The organism is Roseococcus sp. SYP-B2431 (genome assembly GCF_004336745.1).
Classification (GTDB): Bacteria; Pseudomonadota; Alphaproteobacteria; order Acetobacterales; family Acetobacteraceae; genus Roseococcus.
Window position 1 is genome coordinate 414714 of record NZ_SJXD01000025.1, and the last position, 19605, is coordinate 434318.

Annotated in this window: 19 protein-coding genes and 1 riboswitch; of the genes, 13 read left to right on the plus strand and 6 right to left on the minus strand. The window is 74.3% G+C overall.

Annotated elements, in window-relative coordinates:
• Positions 1–2 precede the first annotated feature (2 nt).
• Positions 3–1706 carry a tetratricopeptide repeat protein gene (locus EJV46_RS13305; RefSeq protein WP_131549123.1) on the minus strand — a complete coding sequence of 568 codons (1704 nt, stop codon included), beginning with the start codon at positions 1704–1706 and terminating at the stop codon, positions 3–5.
• Between the two features lie 158 nt (positions 1707–1864).
• Here EJV46_RS13305 and EJV46_RS13310 point away from each other — a divergent pair, with 158 nt between their 5' ends.
• Genes EJV46_RS13310 through cbiB form a run of 3 tightly spaced genes read left to right on the plus strand, consistent with a single transcriptional unit; the run spans position 1865 to position 4779 of the window.
• A complete protein-coding gene (locus EJV46_RS13310; RefSeq protein WP_131549124.1) occupies positions 1865–2833 on the plus strand; it encodes a tripartite tricarboxylate transporter substrate binding protein in 969 nt (322 codons plus the stop codon).
• 60 nt (positions 2834–2893) lie between these two features.
• Positions 2894–3844, plus strand: coding sequence for a threonine-phosphate decarboxylase CobD (gene cobD / locus EJV46_RS13315; RefSeq protein WP_206020802.1), 951 nt, complete (start codon positions 2894–2896; stop codon positions 3842–3844).
• A complete protein-coding gene (cbiB, locus tag EJV46_RS13320; protein WP_131549125.1) occupies positions 3841–4779 on the plus strand; it encodes an adenosylcobinamide-phosphate synthase CbiB in 939 nt (312 codons plus the stop codon). The genes cobD and cbiB overlap by 4 nt, the downstream gene beginning before the upstream one ends.
• Here cbiB and EJV46_RS13325 read toward each other — a convergent pair.
• From EJV46_RS13325 to cobU, 3 genes are read right to left on the minus strand one after another with little or no spacing between them, the layout of a single operon-like run.
• Positions 4763–6205 carry a cobyric acid synthase gene (locus tag EJV46_RS13325; RefSeq protein ID WP_165585514.1) on the minus strand — a complete coding sequence of 481 codons (1443 nt, stop codon included), beginning with the start codon at positions 6203–6205 and terminating at the stop codon, positions 4763–4765. The genes cbiB and EJV46_RS13325 overlap by 17 nt on opposite strands.
• A 35-nt stretch (positions 6206–6240) precedes the next feature.
• A complete protein-coding gene (cobO, locus tag EJV46_RS13330; protein WP_131549127.1) occupies positions 6241–6855 on the minus strand; it encodes a cob(I)yrinic acid a,c-diamide adenosyltransferase in 615 nt (204 codons plus the stop codon).
• Positions 6852–7358, minus strand: a complete 507-nt coding sequence (gene cobU / locus EJV46_RS13335; RefSeq protein ID WP_131549128.1) for a bifunctional adenosylcobinamide kinase/adenosylcobinamide-phosphate guanylyltransferase — start codon at positions 7356–7358, stop codon at positions 6852–6854. Before cobU ends, cobO begins: the two co-directional genes overlap by 4 nt.
• Before the next feature lie 69 nt (positions 7359–7427).
• Positions 7428–7644, plus strand: a riboswitch (cobalamin riboswitch).
• A gap of 105 nt (positions 7645–7749) precedes the next feature.
• Here cobU and EJV46_RS13340 point away from each other — a divergent pair.
• The 7 genes from EJV46_RS13340 to EJV46_RS13370 are packed head-to-tail and all read left to right on the plus strand — an operon-like array spanning position 7750 to position 15527.
• A complete protein-coding gene (locus tag EJV46_RS13340) occupies positions 7750–8121 on the plus strand; it encodes a DUF1636 family protein (RefSeq protein WP_206020803.1) in 372 nt (123 codons plus the stop codon).
• Positions 8118–9149, plus strand: a complete 1032-nt coding sequence (cobW, locus tag EJV46_RS13345; protein WP_131549129.1) for a cobalamin biosynthesis protein CobW — start codon at positions 8118–8120, stop codon at positions 9147–9149. Before EJV46_RS13340 ends, cobW begins: the two co-directional genes overlap by 4 nt.
• Before the next feature lies 1 nt (position 9150).
• The gene (gene cobN, locus EJV46_RS13350) at positions 9151–12327 is read left to right on the plus strand and encodes a cobaltochelatase subunit CobN (protein ID WP_131549130.1); all 3177 of its coding nucleotides are present in this window, start codon (positions 9151–9153) and stop codon (positions 12325–12327) included.
• On the plus strand, positions 12324–13436 hold the full coding sequence (locus tag EJV46_RS13355; protein WP_131549131.1) for a precorrin-3B synthase: 1113 nt from the start codon (positions 12324–12326) through the stop codon (positions 13434–13436). Before cobN ends, EJV46_RS13355 begins: the two co-directional genes overlap by 4 nt.
• Positions 13433–14059, plus strand: a complete 627-nt coding sequence (locus EJV46_RS13360) for a precorrin-8X methylmutase (RefSeq protein WP_131549132.1) — start codon at positions 13433–13435, stop codon at positions 14057–14059. Before EJV46_RS13355 ends, EJV46_RS13360 begins: the two co-directional genes overlap by 4 nt.
• On the plus strand, positions 14056–14778 hold the full coding sequence (locus EJV46_RS13365; protein ID WP_131549133.1) for a precorrin-2 C(20)-methyltransferase: 723 nt from the start codon (positions 14056–14058) through the stop codon (positions 14776–14778). The genes EJV46_RS13360 and EJV46_RS13365 overlap by 4 nt, the downstream gene beginning before the upstream one ends.
• Positions 14775–15527: a precorrin-3B C(17)-methyltransferase gene (locus EJV46_RS13370; protein WP_131549134.1), complete on the plus strand. Its 753-nt coding sequence runs from the start codon at positions 14775–14777 to the stop codon at positions 15525–15527. The genes EJV46_RS13365 and EJV46_RS13370 overlap by 4 nt, the downstream gene beginning before the upstream one ends.
• Here the strand turns inward: EJV46_RS13370 and EJV46_RS13375 are convergent.
• On the minus strand, positions 15500–16255 hold the full coding sequence (locus tag EJV46_RS13375) for a cobalt-precorrin-6A reductase (RefSeq protein WP_131549135.1): 756 nt from the start codon (positions 16253–16255) through the stop codon (positions 15500–15502). The genes EJV46_RS13370 and EJV46_RS13375 overlap by 28 nt on opposite strands.
• Between EJV46_RS13375 and cbiE the strand changes: the two genes are divergently transcribed.
• From cbiE to cobM, 3 genes are read left to right on the plus strand one after another with little or no spacing between them, the layout of a single operon-like run.
• Positions 16254–17456, plus strand: coding sequence for a precorrin-6y C5,15-methyltransferase (decarboxylating) subunit CbiE (gene cbiE / locus EJV46_RS13380; RefSeq protein ID WP_206020804.1), 1203 nt, complete (start codon positions 16254–16256; stop codon positions 17454–17456). The genes EJV46_RS13375 and cbiE overlap by 2 nt on opposite strands.
• Positions 17453–17824 (plus strand): cobalamin biosynthesis protein, encoded by a 372-nt coding sequence (locus tag EJV46_RS13385; protein ID WP_240782544.1) that lies wholly within the window; start codon positions 17453–17455, stop codon positions 17822–17824. The genes cbiE and EJV46_RS13385 overlap by 4 nt, the downstream gene beginning before the upstream one ends.
• Positions 17821–18570, plus strand: a complete 750-nt coding sequence (gene cobM / locus EJV46_RS13390; RefSeq protein ID WP_131549138.1) for a precorrin-4 C(11)-methyltransferase — start codon at positions 17821–17823, stop codon at positions 18568–18570. Before EJV46_RS13385 ends, cobM begins: the two co-directional genes overlap by 4 nt.
• On the opposite strand, the gene EJV46_RS13395 is transcribed toward cobM, so the two are convergent.
• The gene (locus EJV46_RS13395) at positions 18543–19601 is read right to left on the minus strand and encodes a cobalt-precorrin-5B (C(1))-methyltransferase (protein ID WP_131549139.1); all 1059 of its coding nucleotides are present in this window, start codon (positions 19599–19601) and stop codon (positions 18543–18545) included. The genes cobM and EJV46_RS13395 overlap by 28 nt on opposite strands.
• Positions 19602–19605: the final 4 nt, after the last annotated feature.

Sequence of the window (19605 nt, forward strand, 5' to 3'; positions counted from 1 at the left end):
CCTCAGCGGCTGACGGGGATCGGCAGGCCGCCGCGCAGCTTGGCCTCGATCCGGCTCGCCTCGGCCGCGTCGGGATCCATGGTCAGCGCCCGCCGCCACTGGAAGCGCGCCTCGCTCTGACGGCCGGCGGCCCAGTACACGTCGCCGAGGTGGTCGTTCACGGTGGAATTGCGCGGCTCCAGCTCCACGGCCCGCTCGAGCTGCCGCACCGCGCCGGGCAGGTCGCCCATCCTGAACAGGACCCAGCCGAGGCTGTCGGCGATATTGCCGTCCTGCGGACGCTGCGCCGCCGCGCCCTCCAGCATGATTCGGGCGCGCTCCAGGTTCACGCCCTGGTCGGCCCAGGTATAGGCCAGGTAGTTGAGGACATAGGGCTGGTCGGGCGAGAGCTGCAGCGCGCGGAGGAAATCGGCCTCGGCGCCCGGCCAATTGCCCGAGCGCTCGCGCGCGATGCCACGTGCGTAGAAGAGCGGCCAGTCGTAGTCCCGTACCTGCTCGAGCCGGCCGATGGCCGCGTCATAGGCCGCCGCCGCCTCGGCGAAGCGCGAGCGCCGGCGCATGATGTCACCGAGCCGGATGAGCGGCTGCGGGAGGCTCGGCACCGCGGCGGCGGCCTGGTTGAGGAGTGTCTCGGCCTCGGGGAGGCGATCCAGCCGGTCGAGCAGGGCGGCGCGGCGGAGCTGCGCGGGGCCGAAGAGCGGGTCGTCCGGACGGATCTGGCCCAGCGTGCTCACCGCGGCCTCGAGCTGCTCGCCCTCCGTCAGGGTGTCGGCGAGAAGCAGCAGCGCCGGGCCGAAGCTCGGCCGCAGACGCAGCGCGAGACGCGCCAGCAGTCCGGCCATCTCCTCCAGCCCCTGGCCGCGCAGCGCGCTGCCGAGCGCCACATAGGCCTCGGCGATGCCGTCGGCGGGGCCGGTGATGCTCTTCTGCGTGAGGACCGAGCTCCGTGCCGGCTCCAGGACCGCCAGCGCCAACTCGTCATGCGTCTCGGCGAGCTGGTCCAGCAGGCGCGGGGCATCGGTGTTCCGGCCGGCGCGCTTCAGGATGCCCGCGGCCAGCAGGGAGAGCCGCAAAGTCGGCTCGGGCTGGCCGGCGAGGGCGAGGCGGACGTAGCGCTCCGCGTCGCGCGGGCGATTCGCGACATCGGCGATCAGCGCCGCATGCAACGCGTTCAGCGCGCGGAAACGCCCCTGCTCGGCCAGCGGCCGGAGCAGGGCGATGGCCTGGTCCGTCTGGCCCTTTCCGGCAAGGCTCCAGGCGATCAGCACCGGCTGCAGCGCCTGCATCGGCCCCTGCCGGCCAAGCGCCCGGGCGCGGCTTTCGGCCCGGTCCCAGCGCTGGCCCGCGATATCGGCGCCGAAGAGCACGAGTTGGGCAGAGGGGTTGTCCGGCAGCCGGCGGGCCAGGCGCAGCGCGTCCGGCCTTCCATCCATCACCGCGGCGGCGAAGGCCCGCTGGACCAGCTCCAGCTGATTCGGCTCGGCACGGAGGGCGGACAGCAGGTTGTCGGCCGCGACGCGGGTGTCCTGCTCGTCCGCGGCGAAGCGGCCGACCAGGAAGCTCCCGAAGACCGTGCCCGCGGCATCGGCTCCGGAGGGCGCGGCGCGCCCGCTGCCCTCCGTCGCGCCAAGGCCTCCCGCCGCACAGGCGGCGAGCAGGCTCGCAGCGAGCAGAGCAAGTCGGGGGGGAATTCGGCTCCGGGCCATGATCCTGAATGTAGCAGCAAAGCTGCGCTGCACCATGGGTCGTGACCTGTTCTCCACACCAGTCGCCACATTGTGACATTTGCGCACTGGAAGGATGGCTTGCCCATCGCCGCGGCGCCGCCGATCCTGAGGGCAAGGCGCGGGGAGGCGCCGTCCCGATGATCCATCGCCGCTCGATCCTTGCCGCCGGCGCCGCATGGCCGCTCGCGGCGCAAGCCCAGCCGGTCTGGCAGCCCAGCCGGCCGCTGCGCATGATCGTCCCCTTCGTCGCCGGCGGCAGCACCGATGTCGCGGCGCGCCTGGTCTCGGACGCGATGGGCGAGAGGCTGGGCCAGCCGGTGGTGGTCGAGAACCGCGGCGGCTCGGGCGGCAATATCGGCGGCGAGATGGTGGCGCGCGCCCCGGCCGACGGGCACACGCTGCTGATGGGGGTGACGGGGCTGCTCACCACCAACCCGCATATCTACCGGACCATGAGCTTCTCGCCCTCGCGCGACCTGGCCCCCGTGGGCATGTGCTACACGAGCGACCTCGTCATCGTCGTGCCGCTCTCGCTGCCGGCCCGGGACCTCGCGGAGTTCATCGCGCTCGCCAAGGGACGGCCGGGCGAGCTCTCCTTCGGCTCCTCGGGCCATGGCGCCTCGACGCACACGGCGGCCGAGCTGTTCCGCATCGCCGCCGGCATCGACCTCCAGCACGTGCCCTATCGCGGCTCGGGCGGGGCGATGAACGATCTCGTCGCCGGCAATATACAGATGATCATGATTCAGATCGCGGGCGCCGTCGGCGCCGTGCAGAACCGCCGGCTGCGCGCGCTGGCCGTCACCGGGCCGCGGCGCCACGCGCTGATGCCCGACGTGCCCACGCTGGCGGAACTCGGCCTGCCGCAGGCCACGGCCACGTCCTGGGGCGCGGTGATGACGACGGGCGGCACGCCCGCGCCTGCCATCGCGCGGCTGAACGAGGTGCTGCGGGAATCCCTCGCCATGCCCTCCGTCGTGCGGCGGATGGTCGCGGCCGGCGTGGATCCACAGGCCGGCACGCCGGAGGAGCTCGCTTCCTTCCTCGTCACCGAGACGGAGAAGTGGGGCCGCGTGGTGCGCGAGGCGCGCATCACCGTGGAATAGCGTCCAGGCCGGCTTCGGGCGACCTTGCCAAACCCGCCCATCGCGAAGAGGGTCCGCCGCATGGGCCGCGACATTCCGCATGGGGGCAATCTGACCGAGGCGCGCCTGCGCTTCCCCGAGGCGCGCGGACCCTGGCTCGACCTCTCCACGGGCATCAGCCCCTTTCCCTATCCGCTTCCGGACTTTCCGGCCGAGGCCTTCACGCGCCTGCCGGAACCCGCGGATCTGCTGCGGCTGCAGGCGCTGGCGGCGCGGCGCTACGGCGCGCGCGATCCGGCGCTGGTGGTGGCGGCGCCCGGCACGCAGATCCTGCTGCCGCTCATCGCGAAGCTGCTGCCGCCGGGCCGGGCGCGCGTGCTCGGTCCGACCTATGCGGAGCACGCGCGCGCGGCCGCGCTGGCGGGGCATGCGGTCGTGGAGGACGGGCCGTCCGACCTGCTGACCGTGGTGAATCCGAACAACCCGGACGGCCGTTTCCGGACGCGGCGCGAGCTGCTGGAGGCCCGCCCGCCGCAAGGCCTGCTCGTGGTGGACGAGGCTTTCATGGAGGCCGCGCCGCGGGACGAAAGCCTTGCCGGCAAGGTGGAGGAGGGCGTGATCGTGCTGCGCTCCTTCGGCAAGTTCCACGGGCTCGCGGGGCTGCGACTGGGCTTCGCCATCGCCCCGGCGCCCCTTGCGGAGAAGCTGCGGGATGCGCTCGGCCCCTGGGCGGTCTCCGGACCCGCCCTGTTGGTCGGACTGGTCGCCCTGGCGGACGAGGCCTGGGCCGCCGCGTCGCGCAGGCGCCTCGCCGGGGCCGCCGCGGCGCTGGACGCGGTGCTGGCGGTGGGCGGCTGCCGCGTGCTGGGCGGCACCTCGCTCTTCCGCCTCGCCGAGGTGCCGCCCGGCACCTATGAGCGCCTGGGCCGCGCGGGCATCCTGGTGCGGCGTTTCGACCATTGGCCCGACCGCATCCGCTTCGGCCTTCCGGACGCGGCCGCGCTCCGGCGCCTCGCCGAAGCCCTTGCATGACGGTTCTGCTGATCGCGCTGCTGGTGGAGGCGGCTTTCGGCTATCCCGACCGGATCCTGCGCATCATCGGCCATCCCGTGATCTGGATGGGCCGCCTGATTTCCGCGCTCGACGGCCGGCTGAACCGTCCGGCGCTGGAGTTCTCCCAGCGCCGGACCCTCGGGATCCTCGCGCTGGCGATCCTGTTCGTCGCGGCGGGGCTGGGTGGCGATGTGACGCAGACCGTCCTCGGCGTCGTGCTGACGGGGGTGGTGGCCAGTTCGCTTCTCGCGCAGCGCAGCCTGCACGCGCATGTCGAGCGCGTGGCGGCGGCGCTCGAGACCGGCGGGATCGAGGCCGGGCGCGAGGCGGTGTCGCATATCGTCGGGCGCGATCCGCAGAGCCTCGACGAGGCCGGCGTGGCGCGCGCCGCCATCGAGAGCCTCGCCGAGAACTTTTCGGACGGGGTGGTGGCGCCCGCCTTCTGGATCGGCATGGGCGGCCTGCCCGGCGGCGCGATCTACAAGGCGGTGAACACGGCCGACAGCATGATCGGCCATCGCTCGGAGAAGTACCTGGCTTATGGCTGGGCCTCGGCGCGGCTGGACGACCTGCTGAACCTGCCGGCCTCGCGGCTGTCGGCGGTGCTGATCACCGCCGCTGCATGCGTGCTCGGCCTGGATTGGCGGGGCGCCTGGCGAGCGGTGCGCCGCGACGCGCGGCATCACCGCTCGCCCAATGCCGGTTGGCCCGAGGCGGCCATGGCCGGCGCGCTGGGCCTGGCGCTGGCCGGGCCGCGCGCCTATGGCGGCGTGGTCGTGGAGGACGGCTTCATGGGCGACGGCCGGCGCGAGGCGGGCGCCGCCGATATCCGCGCGGCGCTGCGGCTGTTCCGCACGGCCGACACGCTGGGCGTCACGCTGGTGGCGCTGCTCTGGCTCATCGGGCGAGGCTGAGCAGCCGGTCGAGGTCGAGATGCGCGGCGACATGCGCGGCCAGCGCATCCAGCGCCGCCTCGATGCGCGTCTCGTAGCCGATCGCCGGGGCGCCGGCGGCGAAGCGCGCGAGCCAGGCGGCGCGCTGGGAATCCGCGTCGAAGAGGCCGTGCACATAGGTGCCGAGGACGCGCCCGTCGGCGGAGACGGCGCCCTCCGCGCCACCATTCGCGAGATGCGCGAAGGGGCGCGCGCGGTCCGGCCCCTCGGTGCGGCCGATATGCATCTCGTAGCCGGCGAAGCCCGCGCCGTCCGCGGTGGCGCCGCTCGCCGGCTCCAGCCGCTTGTCGCCGCTCAGCACGGTGGCGACATCGAGCAGCCCGAGGCCCGGCACGGAGCCGGGCGGGCCTTCCATGCCCTCCGGATCGGCGATCTCCCGCCCCAGCATCTGGTAGCCGCCGCAGAGCCCCAGCACCGCGCCGCCGCGGCGCAGATGGGCGGCGATGTCCACGTCGAAGCCGGCCGCGCGAAGGGCCCCGAGGTCGGCGATGGTGGCCTTGGAGCCGGGCAGGATCACGAGATCCGCGTCGCCGGGCAGGGCCGAGCCGGGCCGCACGCGGACCACCTCCACCGCGGGCTCGGCGATGAGCGGGTCGAGATCGTCGAAATTGGCGATGCGCGGCAGCACCGGCACGGCGATGCGCAGCTTCGCGCCGGGATTGCGCGGCAGCACGTGGTCCAGCGCCAGCGCGTCCTCGGCGGGAAGCTGCGCGGCCTCGGGCAGAAAAGGCAGCAGGCCGAGCGACACCCAGCCGGTGCGCTCCGCGATCAGCGCCATGCCGTCCGCGAAGAGCGCGGGATCGCCGCGGAACTTGTTCACCACGAAGCCGCGGATCATCGCGGCATCGGCCGGATCGAGCACGGAATGGGTGCCGACGAGGCTCGCGATCACGCCGCCGCGATCGATGTCGCCGATCAGGACCACCGGCACATCGGCCGCGCGGGCAAAGCCCATATTGGCGATGTCGTTGGCGCGCAGATTCACCTCCGACGCGCTGCCCGCCCCCTCGACCAGCACGAGGTCGGCCTCGCCGCGCATCCGCGCAAAGCTGTCGAGCACGGCGGGCATCAGCCCGGCCTTCAAACGCTGGTATTCCGCGGCTTTGGCGCTGCCCTGCATGCGCCCCTGCACGACGATCTGCGCGCCGATCAGGCTCTGCGGCTTCAGCAGCACCGGGTTCATGTGCACGCTGAGCGGCACGCGCGCCGCCCGCGCCTGCAGGGCCTGCGCACGGCCGATCTCGCCGCCATCCGCCGTGACCGCCGCGTTGTTCGACATGTTCTGCGGCTTGAACGGCCGCACGCGCAGGCCGCGCCGGGCGAAGGCCCGCGCCAGCCCCGCGACGACGAGCGACTTTCCCACGTCGGAGCCCGTGCCCTGGAACATCAGGCTTTTTGAAAGTATCCCGCGAGGGGCAGCCATCAGAACTCCACGCCCTTCTGCGCGCGCACGCCGGCGGAGAAATGGTGCTTGGTCGCGCCCATCTCGGTCACGCAATCCGCGGCCTCGATCAGCTCCGGCTTCGCGTTGCGGCCGGTGACGACGACATGAAGCCCCTCGCGCCGCGCGCGCAGCGTGGCGACCACCTCCGCGAGGTCCAGCATCTCGTAGCGCAGGGCGATGCTGAGCTCGTCCAGCACAACGAGGTCCAGCGACGGATCGGCCAGCATGCGCCGCGCCTGCTCCCAGGCGCGCGCGGCGGCGGCGAGGTCGCGCGCGCGGTCCTGCGTCTCCCAGGTGAAGCCCTCGCCCATGCTGTGCCACTGCACGCGGTCGCCGAAGGCGGAGAAGCCGTCCTGCTCGCCGGAATGCCAGGCGCCCTTGACGAACTGCACCACGCCCACGCGCCCGCCCGTGCCGAGCATGCGCAGCGCCAGGCCGAAGGCGGCCGTGGATTTGCCCTTGCCCGGCCCGGTGTTTACGATCAGCAGGCCCTTCGCGACGATGGGCTTCGACGCGACCTCCGCATCCTGCACGGCCTTGCGCCTACGCATCTTCTCGCGATGCCGTGCGGCCTCTTCCTCGATGGTGCTCATTTCAACCTCAGAGGAATGCCGGCCACGACCAGCTCCACCCGCCCCGCCACGGCGGCGACCTGCTGGTTCAGCCGGCCCTGCGCGTCCCGGAAGCGGCGGCCCAGCGGCGTCGCCGGGACGATGCCCGAGCCGACCTCGTTGGACACCAGCACGGTCGGCGCCGCGCGCGCCAGCAGGGCCGCCAGCAGCGATCCGGTGGCGGCGTCCAGCTCCGCTTCGGCCAGCATCAGGTTGCTCAGCCACAGCGTCAGGCAATCCACCAGCAGCGGCGCGACACCCGCCGCCGCGATCGCCTCCGGAAGCTCGCGCGGCGCATCCACGGTCACCCATCCGGCGGGCCGCCGTGCCCGGTGCTGGGCGATGCGTGCCGTCATCTCCGGATCGTAGGATTCGGCCGTGGCGATATAGGTCCAGGGCGGCGATTCGGCCTGGACCAGCGCCTCCGCGTGCCGGCTCTTGCCGGAGCGCGCGCCGCCGAGGACGAGGGTGATCGGGTTGGCCATGGGGCGCGGACCATGGCCGCAGCCGCGCGGAACGGCAATGGCGTTGACAGTCCAGGCCCGCCCGTGTCTCTCATGCCCTCGCTTGATGGTCCCCGCCGGGAGGCGGGGTGAAAAGGGAACATGGAACGGGCGCCGCAGGGTTCCCGAAGCCGTGGCTGCCCCCGCAACTGTGAGCGGAGAGCCCGTGCCACACAGCCACTGGAACGGCCCGAAAGGGCGCTCCGGGAAGGCGGCACCGGGCGTCGATCCGCGAGCCAGGAGACCTGCCATCCTGCGACAGACCACCGTGCCGGGCGGGGTGCCTCGGCGCGGCCGCCATCCCGGCGACGGCGCGCCCGCGTGCCGCGACTGCATCCCATTCCCGCGCCCTCGGCGCGGGCGGAGCGTGCGCTTGTCCCTCTCCCCACCGGTGACGGTCTTCGTCTGCACGACCTGTCGCCATCCCGACGACGCGACGGACGCCCAGCCGCGCGCCGGCGCCCGCCTCGCGGCCATGCTCGCCCAGCCGCGGGAGGGAGTGGAGGTCCGCGAGGTGGAGTGCCTGGCCAATTGCAAGCGGGGCCCTTCCGTCGCCATGGCGCGGCCGGGGGGCTGGAGCTACGTCTTCGGCGGCCTGTCTCCCGCCGATGCCGCGGCCGTGCTGGAAGGGGCGCAGCTCCTCTCCGGCTCCGCCGACGGGCTGATGCCCTGGCGCGGCCGCCCCGAGCCCTTGAAGCGCGGCCTCGTCGCCCGCATCCCACCCCTTCCCGGAGCCCCGGCATGAGCCTCGCCCGCATTCCCTGCACCATCGTCACGGGCTTCCTCGGCGCTGGTAAGACGACCCTGATCCGCCACATGCTGCAGAACCCGGGAGGGAGGCGGCTCGCGGTGATCGTGAACGAGTTCGGCGATGTCGGCATGGACGCGGAAATCCTGCGCGGCTGCGGCGCCGAGGCCTGCCACGAGGCCGGCATCATCGAGCTCGCCAATGGCTGCATCTGCTGCACCGTCGCCGACGATTTCGTGCCCGCGCTGGATGCGCTGCTCGCGCTGGACCCGAAGCCCGACCATATCCTGATCGAGACCTCGGGCCTGGCCCTGCCCAAGCCGCTGGTCCAGGCCTTCCACTGGCCGGCGATCAAGGGCCGCGTGACGGTGGATGGCGTGGTGGCCGTGGTGGACGGCGCGGCCCTGTCCGAGGGGCGCGTGGCGGCCGATCCGGCGGCGCTGGCGGCGCAGCGCGCGGCCGATCCCTCGCTGGATCACGAGGATCCGGTGGAAGAGGTCTTCGAGGACCAGATCGCCTGCGCTGATCTCGTGGTGATGACCAAGGCGGACCTGCTGGATGCGAAGGCGCTCGCCCGCGCCCATGCCGCGATCGCCGAGGCGATGCCGCGGGCGGTGAACGTGGTCAACAGCGCGCAGGGGCAGCTCGATCCGGGCGTGATGCTGGGCCTGCAAGTGGCGGCGGAGGCCGACATCGAGAACCGCCGCACGCATCACGACGGCGAGCTGGACCACGACCACGACGATTTCTACACGGTGGTGATGGAGCTCCCCGAGGCCGCCGATCCGGCCGCGCTCGCCGCACGAGTCGCGTCCGCCTGCCGCGTCACGGGCGTGCTGCGCGCCAAGGGCTTCTGCCGCGTCGCGGGCAAGTCGATGCGGCTGCTGGTCCAGGCGGTCGGCCAGCGGGTGTCGCACCACTACGACCGCGCCTGGGAGCCGGCGGAGGCGCGGCGCGGGCGGCTGGTGGTGATCGGGCTCAAAGGCTTCGACCAGGCCGCCGTCGCGAAGGCCCTGGCGGGGTAGCGTGCATATCCTGGCCACCACCGCCGCCTCGATCGACGGGCTGGCCGAGCCGGTCGACCTGCGCCAGGCGCCGGCCCCGATGGTGGTGCTCTCCTTCACTGACAGCGACCTCGCCGGGCTCGCGGCGGCCCATGCGGCGGAGCGGGATGCCGTGCCAGAGCTGCGGCTCGTGCATCTGCGCGACCTGCGGCATCCCATGTCGGTGGACCTCTGGCTGGAGCGGACCGGCGTCCATGCCCGGCTGATCGTCCTGCGGCTGCTCGGCGGGCCGGACTGGTGGCGCTATGGCGTCGAGCGGCTGGCCGAGGCGGCGCGCGCGCAGGGCATCGCGCTCGCGGTGCTGCCCGGCGAGGATGGCGACGATCCGCGGCTGGCGGAACTCGGCACGCTGCCCGCGGGGGAGCATGCGGCGCTGCTCGCCTATTTCCGCGAGGGCGGGATCGCTAATCTGCGCGCGCTGCTGCGGCGGATGGCCGGGCATGCCGGCGTCGCGCTGGAGGCCGCGCCGCCGCATCGCCTGCCGCGCGCGGGCGCCTGGAAGCCGGGCGTCGGCGAGGCGCCCGTCGCGCGCGACGGCGACCGGCCCGTCGTGCCCATCCTCTTCTACCGCTCCATGCTGCTGGCCGAGGATGCGGCGCCCGTGGCCGCTCTGGCCGAGGCGCTGGAAGGGCAGGGGATCGCCGCCGTCCCGCTCTTCGTCGCGAGCCTCAAGGAGGCGGAAAGCCTGGCTTTCGTGCGCGAGGCGATGGCCGCCCTGCGACCTTCCGTCATCGTCGCCACCACGGGCTTTGCCTCAGGCGATGCCGCGGCGCTCGGCGCGGCGGGCGTGCCGGTCCTCCAGGCGGTGATGGCGACGACCTCGCGCGCGGCCTGGGAGGGCAGCCCACGCGGGCTGGGCGGCGCGGACCTGGCCATGCATGTCGTGCTGCCGGAGCTCGATGGGCGCGTGCTGGCCGGCGCGCTGAGCTTCAAGGAGGGCGGGCCCGGCCCGGTGAACCGCGTGGAGCCCGACCGCGTCGCGCAGGTCGCGGCGCGCGTGGCGGCGCTGATCCGGCTGCAGCGGACGGCCCGGGCGGAACGGCGCGTCGCGGTGCTCATCCCGGATTATCCGGGCGCGGGTGGGCGCGCGGGCTATGCCGTCGGCCTGGATGTGCCGGAGAGCGTGCGGACGCTGCTGCTCGACCTCGCGGCGGCCGGCTACACGGTCGGACCGGTTCCGGAGACATCGCGTGAGCTGATGGAAGCGCTGGAAAGGTCGCTGGAGGCGGCGCCGATCCCCGCCTTGCCGTCCACGGTGACGGCCGCCTGGGCGGAAACGGACGCCGCCCGCTTCCGGGCGCTGCGCTTCGGCAACGTCACCGTCGCCATCGCGCCCGACCGGGGCCGGGCCGAATCCCGCCGTGCGGACTGGCATGATCCCGCGCTGCCGCCGCACCCCGCGCTGCTCGGCTTCGGCGCCTGGCTGCGGGCGAATGTCGACGCCGTGGTCCATATGGGCGCGCATGGGGCGATTGAATGGCTGCCGGGCAAGGCGGTCGCGCTCACCGCCGACTGCTTTCCCGAGCGCGTGCTCGGCGCGCTGCCCGTGGTCTACCCCTTCCTCGTCTCCAATCCGGGCGAGGCGGCGCAGGCCAAGCGGCGCATCGCGGCGGTGACGCTGGGCCATCTCCCGCCGCGCCTCGCCGGCACCGGGCTGCACGGCGCCACGCGCGACCTGGAGCGGCTGCTGGACGAATACGCCGTCGCCGACGGGCTCGACCCGCGCCGCCGCGAGCGGCTGGCGAAGCTCATCCTGGAGCAGGCCGGCACGGTGCCGGGCCTGGCGCCCGGCGCGGCGCCCCAGGAGGTGCTGAAGCAGCTCGATTCCTGGCTCTGCGACCTGAAGGAGTTGGCGATCAAGGACGGGCTGCATGTCTTAGGCCGCGCGGAGGACGAGCAGCGCCGGCCCAGCGCCGAGGCTGAGCGCAGGGCGCTGCTCGAGGCGCTCGACGGACGGGCGGTGGCGGCCGGCCCTGGCGGCGCGCCCGCGCGTGGGCGCCGCGACGTGCTGCCCACCGGCCGGAACCTCTACGCCGCCGATCCGCGCGGGCTGCCGACCGAGACGGCCATGGATCTCGGCCGCCTCGCCGCCGAGGAGGTGGTCCGCCTGCACCTTCAGGAGCAGGGCGAGATGCCGCGCGCGGTCGTGACCGATCTCTGGGCCAGCGCGACGCTCCGCAGCGGCGGCGAGGAGATCGCGCAGGGCCTCGCCCTCATGGGCTGCCGCCCCGTCTGGGACGCGGCGACGGGCCGCGTCACCGGCATCGAGGTGCTGCCGCCCGCCGTCATGGGGCGCCCGCGCGTGGACGTGACCTTCCGGCTCTCCGGCCTGTTCCGCGACCTCTTCCCGGCGCAGATCGCGCTGCTCGACGCGGCGACGCGCGCGGTGGCGGCGCGCGAGGAGGAGGCCGGCGAGAATCCGCTCGCCGCCGCGCCCGGCCCGCGCATCTTCGGCGCCGCGCCCGGGGCCTATGGCGCGGGGATTGAGGACGCGCTCGCCTCCGGCGGATGGACCACGCGCGACGCGCTGGGCCGCGCCTATCTCGACGCGGCCTCACACGCCTATGGCGGCGTGGGGGGGGACGGCCTGGCCGCACCCGGCGCCTTCGAGAAGCGCGTGGCGGCGGCCGACGCGCTGCTGCACGGCAGCGACGACCCCGCCCGCGACCTGCTGGAGGGCAGCGCCGATTCCGCGCATCTCGGCGGTTTCGCCAGCGCGGCGCGGCTGCTCGGCACGGCGCCGCTGCTGATCTCGCTCGACACCACCGATCCGTCGCGGCCGCGGGCGCGCCCCCTCGCGGCCCAGCTCGCGCGGCTGGTCCATGGCCGCATCGCGCCGCGCTTCGTCGAAGGCCAGATGCGCCACGGCCCCCGCGGCGCCTCGGAGCTGGCCGAGACTGTCGACCGCCTCGTCGCCTTCGCCGAGACCACCGATTCCGTGCCGGATTCCGCTCTCGATGCGGTGCACGACGCCTATCTCGGCGACGATGCCGTGCGCGATTTCCTTGCGCGCGAGAATCCGGCGGCCCTTCGCGCCATCGCGCGGCGCTTCGCCGATGCGCGCCGCCGTGGCCTCTGGCATCCGCGCGCCAACGACGTGGATGCAGGCCTCGCCGCGCTGCTGGCGGAGGCCGCATGACCCCGCGCGGCGCCTGCCCGAGCCTTGCCGTGCCCATGCAGACGGGCGACGGGCTGCTGCTGCGCGCCCCGGCCTGCGACTGGACGCCGGCGATGGCGCTGGCCATCGCGCGGTCGGCCGCGGCCTTCGGCAACGGCGTCGTGGAGATCACCGCGCGCGGCAACCTGCAGCTTCGCGGCTTGCGCCCGGAGACCGCCGGGCCGTGCGGCGAGTCGCTGGTCGCGCTCGGCATCGCCGATGCGCCGGCCGTGATGGCTGGGCCGCTCGCGGGCCGCGATCCGCTGGAGCTGGCTGATCCCCGCGGAATCGCGGCAGCGGTCGCGGCCAGCTGGCCCGAGGGGCTGGCCCCCAAGACCTCGGTCGTCGTCGACGGGGGCGGCGCGCTGCACCTGGACGCGGTCGCTGCCGACCTGCGGCTCGTTGCGATGGAGGAGGGCGGCTGGTTGCTCGGCCTCGACGGCGTGACCACCCGTTGGCTGGCCCGCGTCGATTCCACAGGGGCGGCCGAGGCCGTGCTTCGCCAGCTTCGCCGTCTGGGCACCCGGCGGGCACGGGATATGCCGGTCGAATCGGGCACCACGCCACCCCCCGCCCGCGCGCCGGCGGAGCCGATCGGCCGGCATGCGGCGGGCGCGATTGGTGTGGCGGGCGCCTTCGGCACGCTCGACGCGCCGGTCCTGGCCGCCTTCGCCGAAGCCCTGCCGCCGCAGGCGCTGCTTCGCCCGGCGCCCGGCCGCGCCCTGCTCGTGCTCGGCATCGGCGTGGAGGAGGGCGGCACGCTCCTGGCCACCGCCGGCCGCCTCGGCCTCGTGACCGATCCGTCCGATCCCCGTCGCCGGATCGCGGCCTGCCCGGGCGCGCCGGCCTGCGCGAGCGCGGAGGCGGCGACACGGCCGCTGGCCGCCGCCCTGGCGGCGCTGCCTGACCTGCCGGGCATGCTCCATGTCTCCGGCTGCGCCAAGGGCTGCGCCCATCCGGGCCCGGCGGCGATCACCCTGGTGGGGCGCGACGGCGGCTTCGGCCTGGTCCGGGCTGGCGGGCCGCGCGATCTTCCGGCATGCCATCTGGCGCCCGGCGAGGTGGCCGCGGCGCTCAGGGACTGGCGATGACCGACTATATCCGCGACGGCGCGGCGATCTACGAAAGATCCTTCGCGATCATCCGCGCCGAGGCCGACCTCTCGCGCTTCGCGCTGGAGGAGGAGGACGTCGCCGTCCGCATGATCCACGCCTGCGGCATGGTCGAGGCGGCGGCGCATTTCGCCTTCGCGCCCGGCTTCGTCGCGGCGGCCCGCGCCGCGCTGGCCTCAGGCGCGCCGATCCTCTGCGACGCCGAGATGGTGGCGCGCGGCGTCACGCAGGCGCGGCTGCCGGCGCGGAACGAGGTGCTCTGCGCCCTGCGTGAGCCCGGCGTGCCCGCGCTGGCCGAACGCCTCGGCACCACACGCTCGGCCGCTGCCTTCGAACTGCTGCGCGACCGCATGGCGGGCGCGCTGATCGCCATCGGCAATGCGCCGACCGCGCTGTTCCATCTGCTGGAGATGCTGGCCGCCGGCGCGCCGCGGCCGGCCGCGATCATCGGCATGCCGGTGGGCTTCGTGGGCGCGGCGGAATCCAAGGAGGCGCTGAGCGGCAGCGGACTCGGCATCCCCTGGGCCGTGGTCCGCGGGCGGCTCGGCGGCAGCGCCATGACGGCGGCGGCGGTGAACGCGCTCGCCAGGGCCGGACTGTGAGCACCGGGCGGCTCTACGGCGTCGGCACCGGCCCCGGCGATCCCGAGCTGCTCACGCTCAAGGCGGCGCGCGTGCTGCGCTCCGTCCAGGTCGTCGCGCATTTCGCCAAGCGCGGGAATGCCAGCAACGCGCGCGCCGCGCTGGGCGCGACGCCGCTGCGGGCGGATGCGATCGAGCTGCCGCTGCTCTACCCCGTGACGACCGAGATCGACCGCCACGACCCCTGCTACAAGGACAGGATCGCCGCCTTCTACGAGGCAGCCGCGGCCGCCGTCGCCGCGCATCTCGATGCGGGCCGCGACGTGGCCGTGCTCAGCGAGGGCGACCCGCTCTTCTATGGCTCCTATATGCATCTGCATCTGCGCCTCGCGCCGCGCTACGCGGCCGAGGTGATCCCGGGCATCACCAGCATGTCGGGCGCCTGGTCCATGGCGGGCGCGCCGATCGCGCAGGGCGACGACGTGCTCGCGGTCCTGCCCGGCACCTTGCCGGAGCAGGAGCTGGCGCGCCGCCTCGCCGGCGTGGAGGCGGCGGTGATCCTGAAGGTCGGCCGGCACCTCCCGCGCATTCGCCGCGCGATCGAGGCGGCCGGCCGTCTGGACGGCGCCATCTATGTCGAGCGCGCGACCTGCGCCAATGGCGGCGCGGAACCCCTCGCCACGCGCGACGACCGGCCGGCCCCCTATTTCTCGCTCGTTCTCGTGCCGGGCTGGCGGTGAGCGGACGGCTGGACATCGTGGGGCTCGGACCCGGCCGCGAGGGGCTGGTGACGCCCGAGGCGAGCGCCGCGCTGGAAGCGGCCGGCGCGGTCTACGGCTATGGCCCCTACCTGGACCGCGTGCCGTTGCGGAGCGGGCAGGCACGCCACGCCTCCGACAACCGCGTCGAGCTGGACCGCGCGCGCGCGGCGCTGGAGGCGGCGGAGACGGGGCGCGTGGCCATGGTGTCCGGCGGCGATCCCGGCGTCTTCGCCATGGCGGCGGCGGTCTGCGAGGCGGTGGAGCAGGGGCCGGCCGCCTGGCGCGGCATCGAGATCGTGGTCCATCCCGGCATCACCGCGATGCTGGCCCTGGCCGCGCGCGTCGGCGCGCCGCTGGGCCATGACTTCTGTGCCATCTCGCTCTCGGACAATCTCAAGCCCTGGCCGCTGGTCGAGCGGCGCCTCGCCGCCGCCGCGCAGGCCGGCTTCGCCATGGCGCTGTACAATCCGATCAGCCGCGCGCGGCCCTGGCAGCTCGGCGCCGGCCTCGACATCCTGCGCGCGCATCTGCCGGGGGAGACGCCCGTCGTCTTCGGCCGCGCGGTGATGCGCGAGGAGGAAGAGATCCGGATCACGACCCTCGCCGCGGCCGATCCGGCCAGCGCCGACATGTCGACCTGCATCCTCGTGGGTACGGCCGAGACGCGCGTGATCGCGCGGCCCGCCTTGCCGCCGCTGGTCTATACGCCCCGGAGGGCGCCGGCGTGATCCAGCCAGGCCAGCGCACCCTCCGCCGTCGCGACGTGGGGCGCCTCGGGCAGCTCCGGACGGCGCAGCATCACCACGCGAAGGCCGAGCGCGCGGGCGGCCGCGATCTTGCCGTAGGTCGCGCCGCCGCCGCTGTTCTTGCAGACGATCGCCTCGATGCGATGCTCCTCCAGCATGGCCCGCTCCGCCGTCTCGCCGAAGGGGCCGCGCGCGAGGATGTAGCGCGCGCGCGGCACCGCGAGCGGCGGCTCGACGGGATCGACGCTGCGGATCAGGTAATCGTGCTGCGGCGCTGCGACGAAGGGCGCGAGCTCCTGCCGGCCCAGCGCCAGGAAGACCCGTCGCGGCGAGGGGCCGAGCGCCGTGACGGCCCTTCGTGCATCCGTCACCTCCGTCCAGTCGTCGCCCGGCAAGCGGATCCAGGCCCCGCGCCGCAGCGCGAGGAAGGGCAGGCCCAGCATCGCGGCCGCCTCGGCCGCGTGGCGCGACATGGTGGCGGCATAAGGATGCGTGGCGTCGACGAGCGCGCGGATTCCGGCCTCGCGCAGATGGGCGACGAGCCCTTCGGCGCCGCCGAAGCCGCCGAGCCGCACCGGCACGGGCATGGCCACGGGATTCGCCGTCCGTCCGGCCAGCGAGAGCACGGCCTCGATGCCACGCGCGGCGAGCAGCGCGGCGAGCTCCCGCGCTTCCGTCGTGCCGCCGAGAATCAGGATGGGTGAGGACATGCCCGCCGAAACTGCGGCCGGGACGCGCTGGCTGTCCATCCTCGGCCTCGGCGAGGAGGGGGTGGTGGGCCTGCCGCCGCTCTCGCGCGGGCTGGTCGCAGGCGCGGAGATCGTCTTCGGCGGCCGGCGCCACCTGGAGCTGGCCGCTCCGCTGATCCGCGGCGAGGCGCGGCCCTGGCCCTCGCCCTTCGATGTCTCGGGCGTGCTGGCGGAGCGCGGGCGACGCGTCGTCGTGCTCGCCTCGGGCGACCCGATGTGGCACGGCGTCGGCGCCACGCTGCTGCGCCGCATGCCGCCGGCGGAAGCGTTGGTCGTGCCCGCGCCTTCCGCCTTCAGCCTCGCGGCGGCCCGGCTGGGCTGGCCGATGGAGGGCGTGGTGACGCTCTCGCTGCATGGGCGGCCGATCGAGCTGCTGCGCCCGCATCTGCACCCCGGCGCGCGCATCCTCGCGCTCACCAGCGATGCGCTGGGCCCCGCCGCCATCGCCGAGCTGCTGCGCGATGGGTTCGCCGACACACGCCTTACCGTGCTGGAGGCGCTGGGCGGCAAGCACGAGCGTATCCGCGAAGGGATCGGACCCAACATCGCGCCGCTGAACCTCGTGGCGCTGGAGGTCGTGGCTTCGCCGGGCGCGCGCATCCTCCCGCGCGCGCCGGGACTGCCCGACCATTTCTTCGAGCATGACGGCCAGCTCACCAAGCGCGAGATCCGGGCCGTCACGCTTTCGGCGCTGGCACCGAGGCGCGGCGCGCTGCTCTGGGACATCGGCGCCGGCGCGGGCTCGATCGGCATCGAGTGGATGCTGGCCGACCCGTCGCTGCGCGCCATCGCCATCGAGGCGCGCGCGGATCGCGCCGCGCGCCTCCGTCGCAACGCGCTGGCGCTCGGCGTGCCGGGGCTGTCGGTCGTGGAGGACGAGGCGCCGGCGGCGCTGGCGGGCCTGGAGCCACCGGACGCGGTCTTCCTCGGCGGCGGCGCGGGCGATGCGCTCGATGCCGCGCTGGCGGCCCTGAAGCCCGGCGGGCGCTGCGTCGCGAATGCCGTGACGCTGGAGACGGAGGCGCTGCTGCTCGCGCGCCGCGCGACGCTGGGCGGCGAGATGCTCCGCCTGGCCGTCTCGCGCGCTGAGCCGGTCGGCGGCCTCACGGGATGGCGCGCGGCGATGCCGGTGACGCAATGGATATGGGACAAGCCGGCATGAGCCTCGTCGCGGGAATCGGCTGCCGTCGGGGCGCCACGGCGGAGGACGTGCTGGCGGCGATCGACGCCGCGATGGCGGCGACCGGCCGCGCGCGCCAGGCGCTCGCCTGTCTCGCCACCATTCCGCAGAAGGCGGAGGAAGCGGGCATCGCGGCGGCGGCGCGCCAGCTCGGGATCGGGCTGACGATCGTGGACAACGCCGCCGATTTTGCAGGACCCACCGAAAGCCGCTGCTCGCGCGCCACCACGGGCCTCGGCTCCGTCGCGGAATCCGCCGCGCTGGCGGCCGCCGGCTCCGGCGCGCATCTGCTGGCGCCGCGCAGCAGCACCAGCCGCGCCACCTGCGCGCTGGCGGAGATTGCGGCATGACCGTGCATTTCATCGGCGCCGGCCCTGGCGCGGCGGATCTCATCACGCTGCGCGGCCGCGACCTCATCGCGCGCTGTCCGGTCTGCCTGTACGCCGGCTCGCTGGTTCCGAAGGCGCTGCTGGAGCATTGCCCGCCCGGCGCGCGCATCCTGGACACCGCGCCGCTCGACCTCGACGCCATCGAGGCCGAGTTCGTCGCGGCGCATGCGGCGGGGCAGGAGGTCGCGCGGCTGCATTCCGGCGATCTCTCCGTCTGGTCCGCCCTGGCCGAGCAGGTCCGCCGGCTGAAGGCGCGCGCCATCCCCTATACGCTCACGCCGGGCGTGCCCTCCTTCGCCGCGGCCGCCGCGGCGCTCGGGCAGGAGCTGACCATCCCGGAGGTCGCACAGTCCCTGGTGCTGACGCGCATGGGCGGCCGCGCCTCGTCGATGCCCGAGGGCGAGACGCTGAAGACCTTCGCGGCCAGCGGCACGACGCTTGCCATCCATCTCGCCATTCACGCCATCGCGCGCGTGGTCGAGGAGCTCACGCCCTTCTACGGCGCCGACTGCCCCGCCGCGGTCGTGGCGCGGGCGAGCTGGCCCGAGGAGCGCATCCTGCGCGGCACGCTGGCCGATATCGCGCAGCAGGCCGAGGGCATCGAGCGCACCGCGATCATCCTGGTCGGCCCCGCGCTGGCCGCGAGCGATTTCCGCGAGAGCGCGCTCTACTCCGCCGACTACCGGCGTAGGTTCCGCGGCGCATGACCGACCAGTCGCCCCGCGCGGTCGAAGATCGCGATGTCCAGCGCGATCTCCGCGCCGCGCAGGACATCCGCCGCCGTGGCGAGGGCAAGCTCGGCGATCCGGTCGCCGAGCCCGTCGCCGGCGCGCGAAAAAGCTTCGGCGACGGTGTTGCAGGAAGCGAGCTCCGGCATCCCCGCAAGCTCCGCCAGGGCCGCCATGTCGGCGGCGCCGCGCTTCGAATGCAGGTCGAGCATCCCTTGCGCCAGCTTGGTCATCTTCGCGACGCCGCCGGCGATGGTGACGCGCGGGACGGGATGGGCGCGCAGGTATTTCAGCATGCCGCCCACGAAGTCGCCCATCTCGATGAGGGCGACCTCCTCCAGCCCGTGCAGGCGCTGCACCGCGGCCTCGCTGGTGGAGCCCGTGCTGCCGGCGACATGCGGGACCCCCATGGCGCGGGCCACGTCGATGCCGCGATGGATGCTGTCGATCCAGGCCGCGCAGGAATAGGGCACGACGATGCCCGTGGTGCCCAGCACCGACAGCCCGCCGAGGATGCCGAGCCTTCCGTTCAGCGTGCGCTCGGCCAGCTTCTCGCCGTCCGGGATGGAGACCGTCACCTCGATGTCGGGCGAGGGCTCCACCTCGGCCAGCGCGGCCGCGATCATCCGGCGCGGCACGGGGTTGATGGCGGGCTCGCCCGGCGGGATGGGCAGGCCGGGGCGGGTCACGGTGCCCACACCCTCGCCGGCCCGGAAGATCACGCCGCTGCCCGGCGCGAGGCGCCGCAGCGTGACGCGGACCAGGGCGCCATGCGTCACGTCGGGATCGTCGCCGGCATCCTTCACGATCGCGGCCATGGCGCCGTCGCCGAGCGCCTGCTGGGCGAGCGCGAAGGCCGGGCTTTCGCCGCCGGGAAGCGTGATGGTCACCGGATCGGGGAAGCGGCCGGTCGCGAGCGCCGTCATCGCCGCCTTCGCGGCCGCCGTGGCGCAGGCGCCCGTGGTCCAGCCACGGCGCAGGTGTCGTCCCGGGCGATCCTCGGTCTCCATCCGG

What these genes read in the sequence shown, in the direction of transcription:
- EJV46_RS13305 (WP_131549123.1), bottom strand. Translation starts at nt 1,706, where the DNA reads ATGGCCCGGAGCCGAATTCCCCCCCGACTTGCTCTGCTCGCTGCGAGC.
- EJV46_RS13310 (WP_131549124.1), top strand. Translation starts at nt 1,865, where the DNA reads ATGATCCATCGCCGCTCGATCCTTGCCGCCGGCGCCGCATGGCCGCTC.
- cobD (WP_206020802.1), top strand. Translation starts at nt 2,894, where the DNA reads ATGGGCCGCGACATTCCGCATGGGGGCAATCTGACCGAGGCGCGCCTG.
- cbiB (WP_131549125.1), top strand. Translation starts at nt 3,841, where the DNA reads ATGACGGTTCTGCTGATCGCGCTGCTGGTGGAGGCGGCTTTCGGCTAT.
- EJV46_RS13325 (WP_165585514.1), bottom strand. Translation starts at nt 6,205, where the DNA reads ATGTTCCAGGGCACGGGCTCCGACGTGGGAAAGTCGCTCGTCGTCGCG.
- cobO (WP_131549127.1), bottom strand. Translation starts at nt 6,855, where the DNA reads ATGAGCACCATCGAGGAAGAGGCCGCACGGCATCGCGAGAAGATGCGT.
- cobU (WP_131549128.1), bottom strand. Translation starts at nt 7,358, where the DNA reads ATGGCCAACCCGATCACCCTCGTCCTCGGCGGCGCGCGCTCCGGCAAG.
- cobW (WP_131549129.1), top strand. Translation starts at nt 8,118, where the DNA reads ATGAGCCTCGCCCGCATTCCCTGCACCATCGTCACGGGCTTCCTCGGC.
- EJV46_RS13355 (WP_131549131.1), top strand. Translation starts at nt 12,324, where the DNA reads ATGACCCCGCGCGGCGCCTGCCCGAGCCTTGCCGTGCCCATGCAGACG.
- EJV46_RS13360 (WP_131549132.1), top strand. Translation starts at nt 13,433, where the DNA reads ATGACCGACTATATCCGCGACGGCGCGGCGATCTACGAAAGATCCTTC.
- cbiE (WP_206020804.1), top strand. Translation starts at nt 16,254, where the DNA reads ATGCCCGCCGAAACTGCGGCCGGGACGCGCTGGCTGTCCATCCTCGGC.
- EJV46_RS13375 (WP_131549135.1), bottom strand. Translation starts at nt 16,255, where the DNA reads ATGTCCTCACCCATCCTGATTCTCGGCGGCACGACGGAAGCGCGGGAG.
- EJV46_RS13385 (WP_240782544.1), top strand. Translation starts at nt 17,453, where the DNA reads ATGAGCCTCGTCGCGGGAATCGGCTGCCGTCGGGGCGCCACGGCGGAG.
- cobM (WP_131549138.1), top strand. Translation starts at nt 17,821, where the DNA reads ATGACCGTGCATTTCATCGGCGCCGGCCCTGGCGCGGCGGATCTCATC.
- EJV46_RS13395 (WP_131549139.1), bottom strand. Translation starts at nt 19,601, where the DNA reads ATGGAGACCGAGGATCGCCCGGGACGACACCTGCGCCGTGGCTGGACC.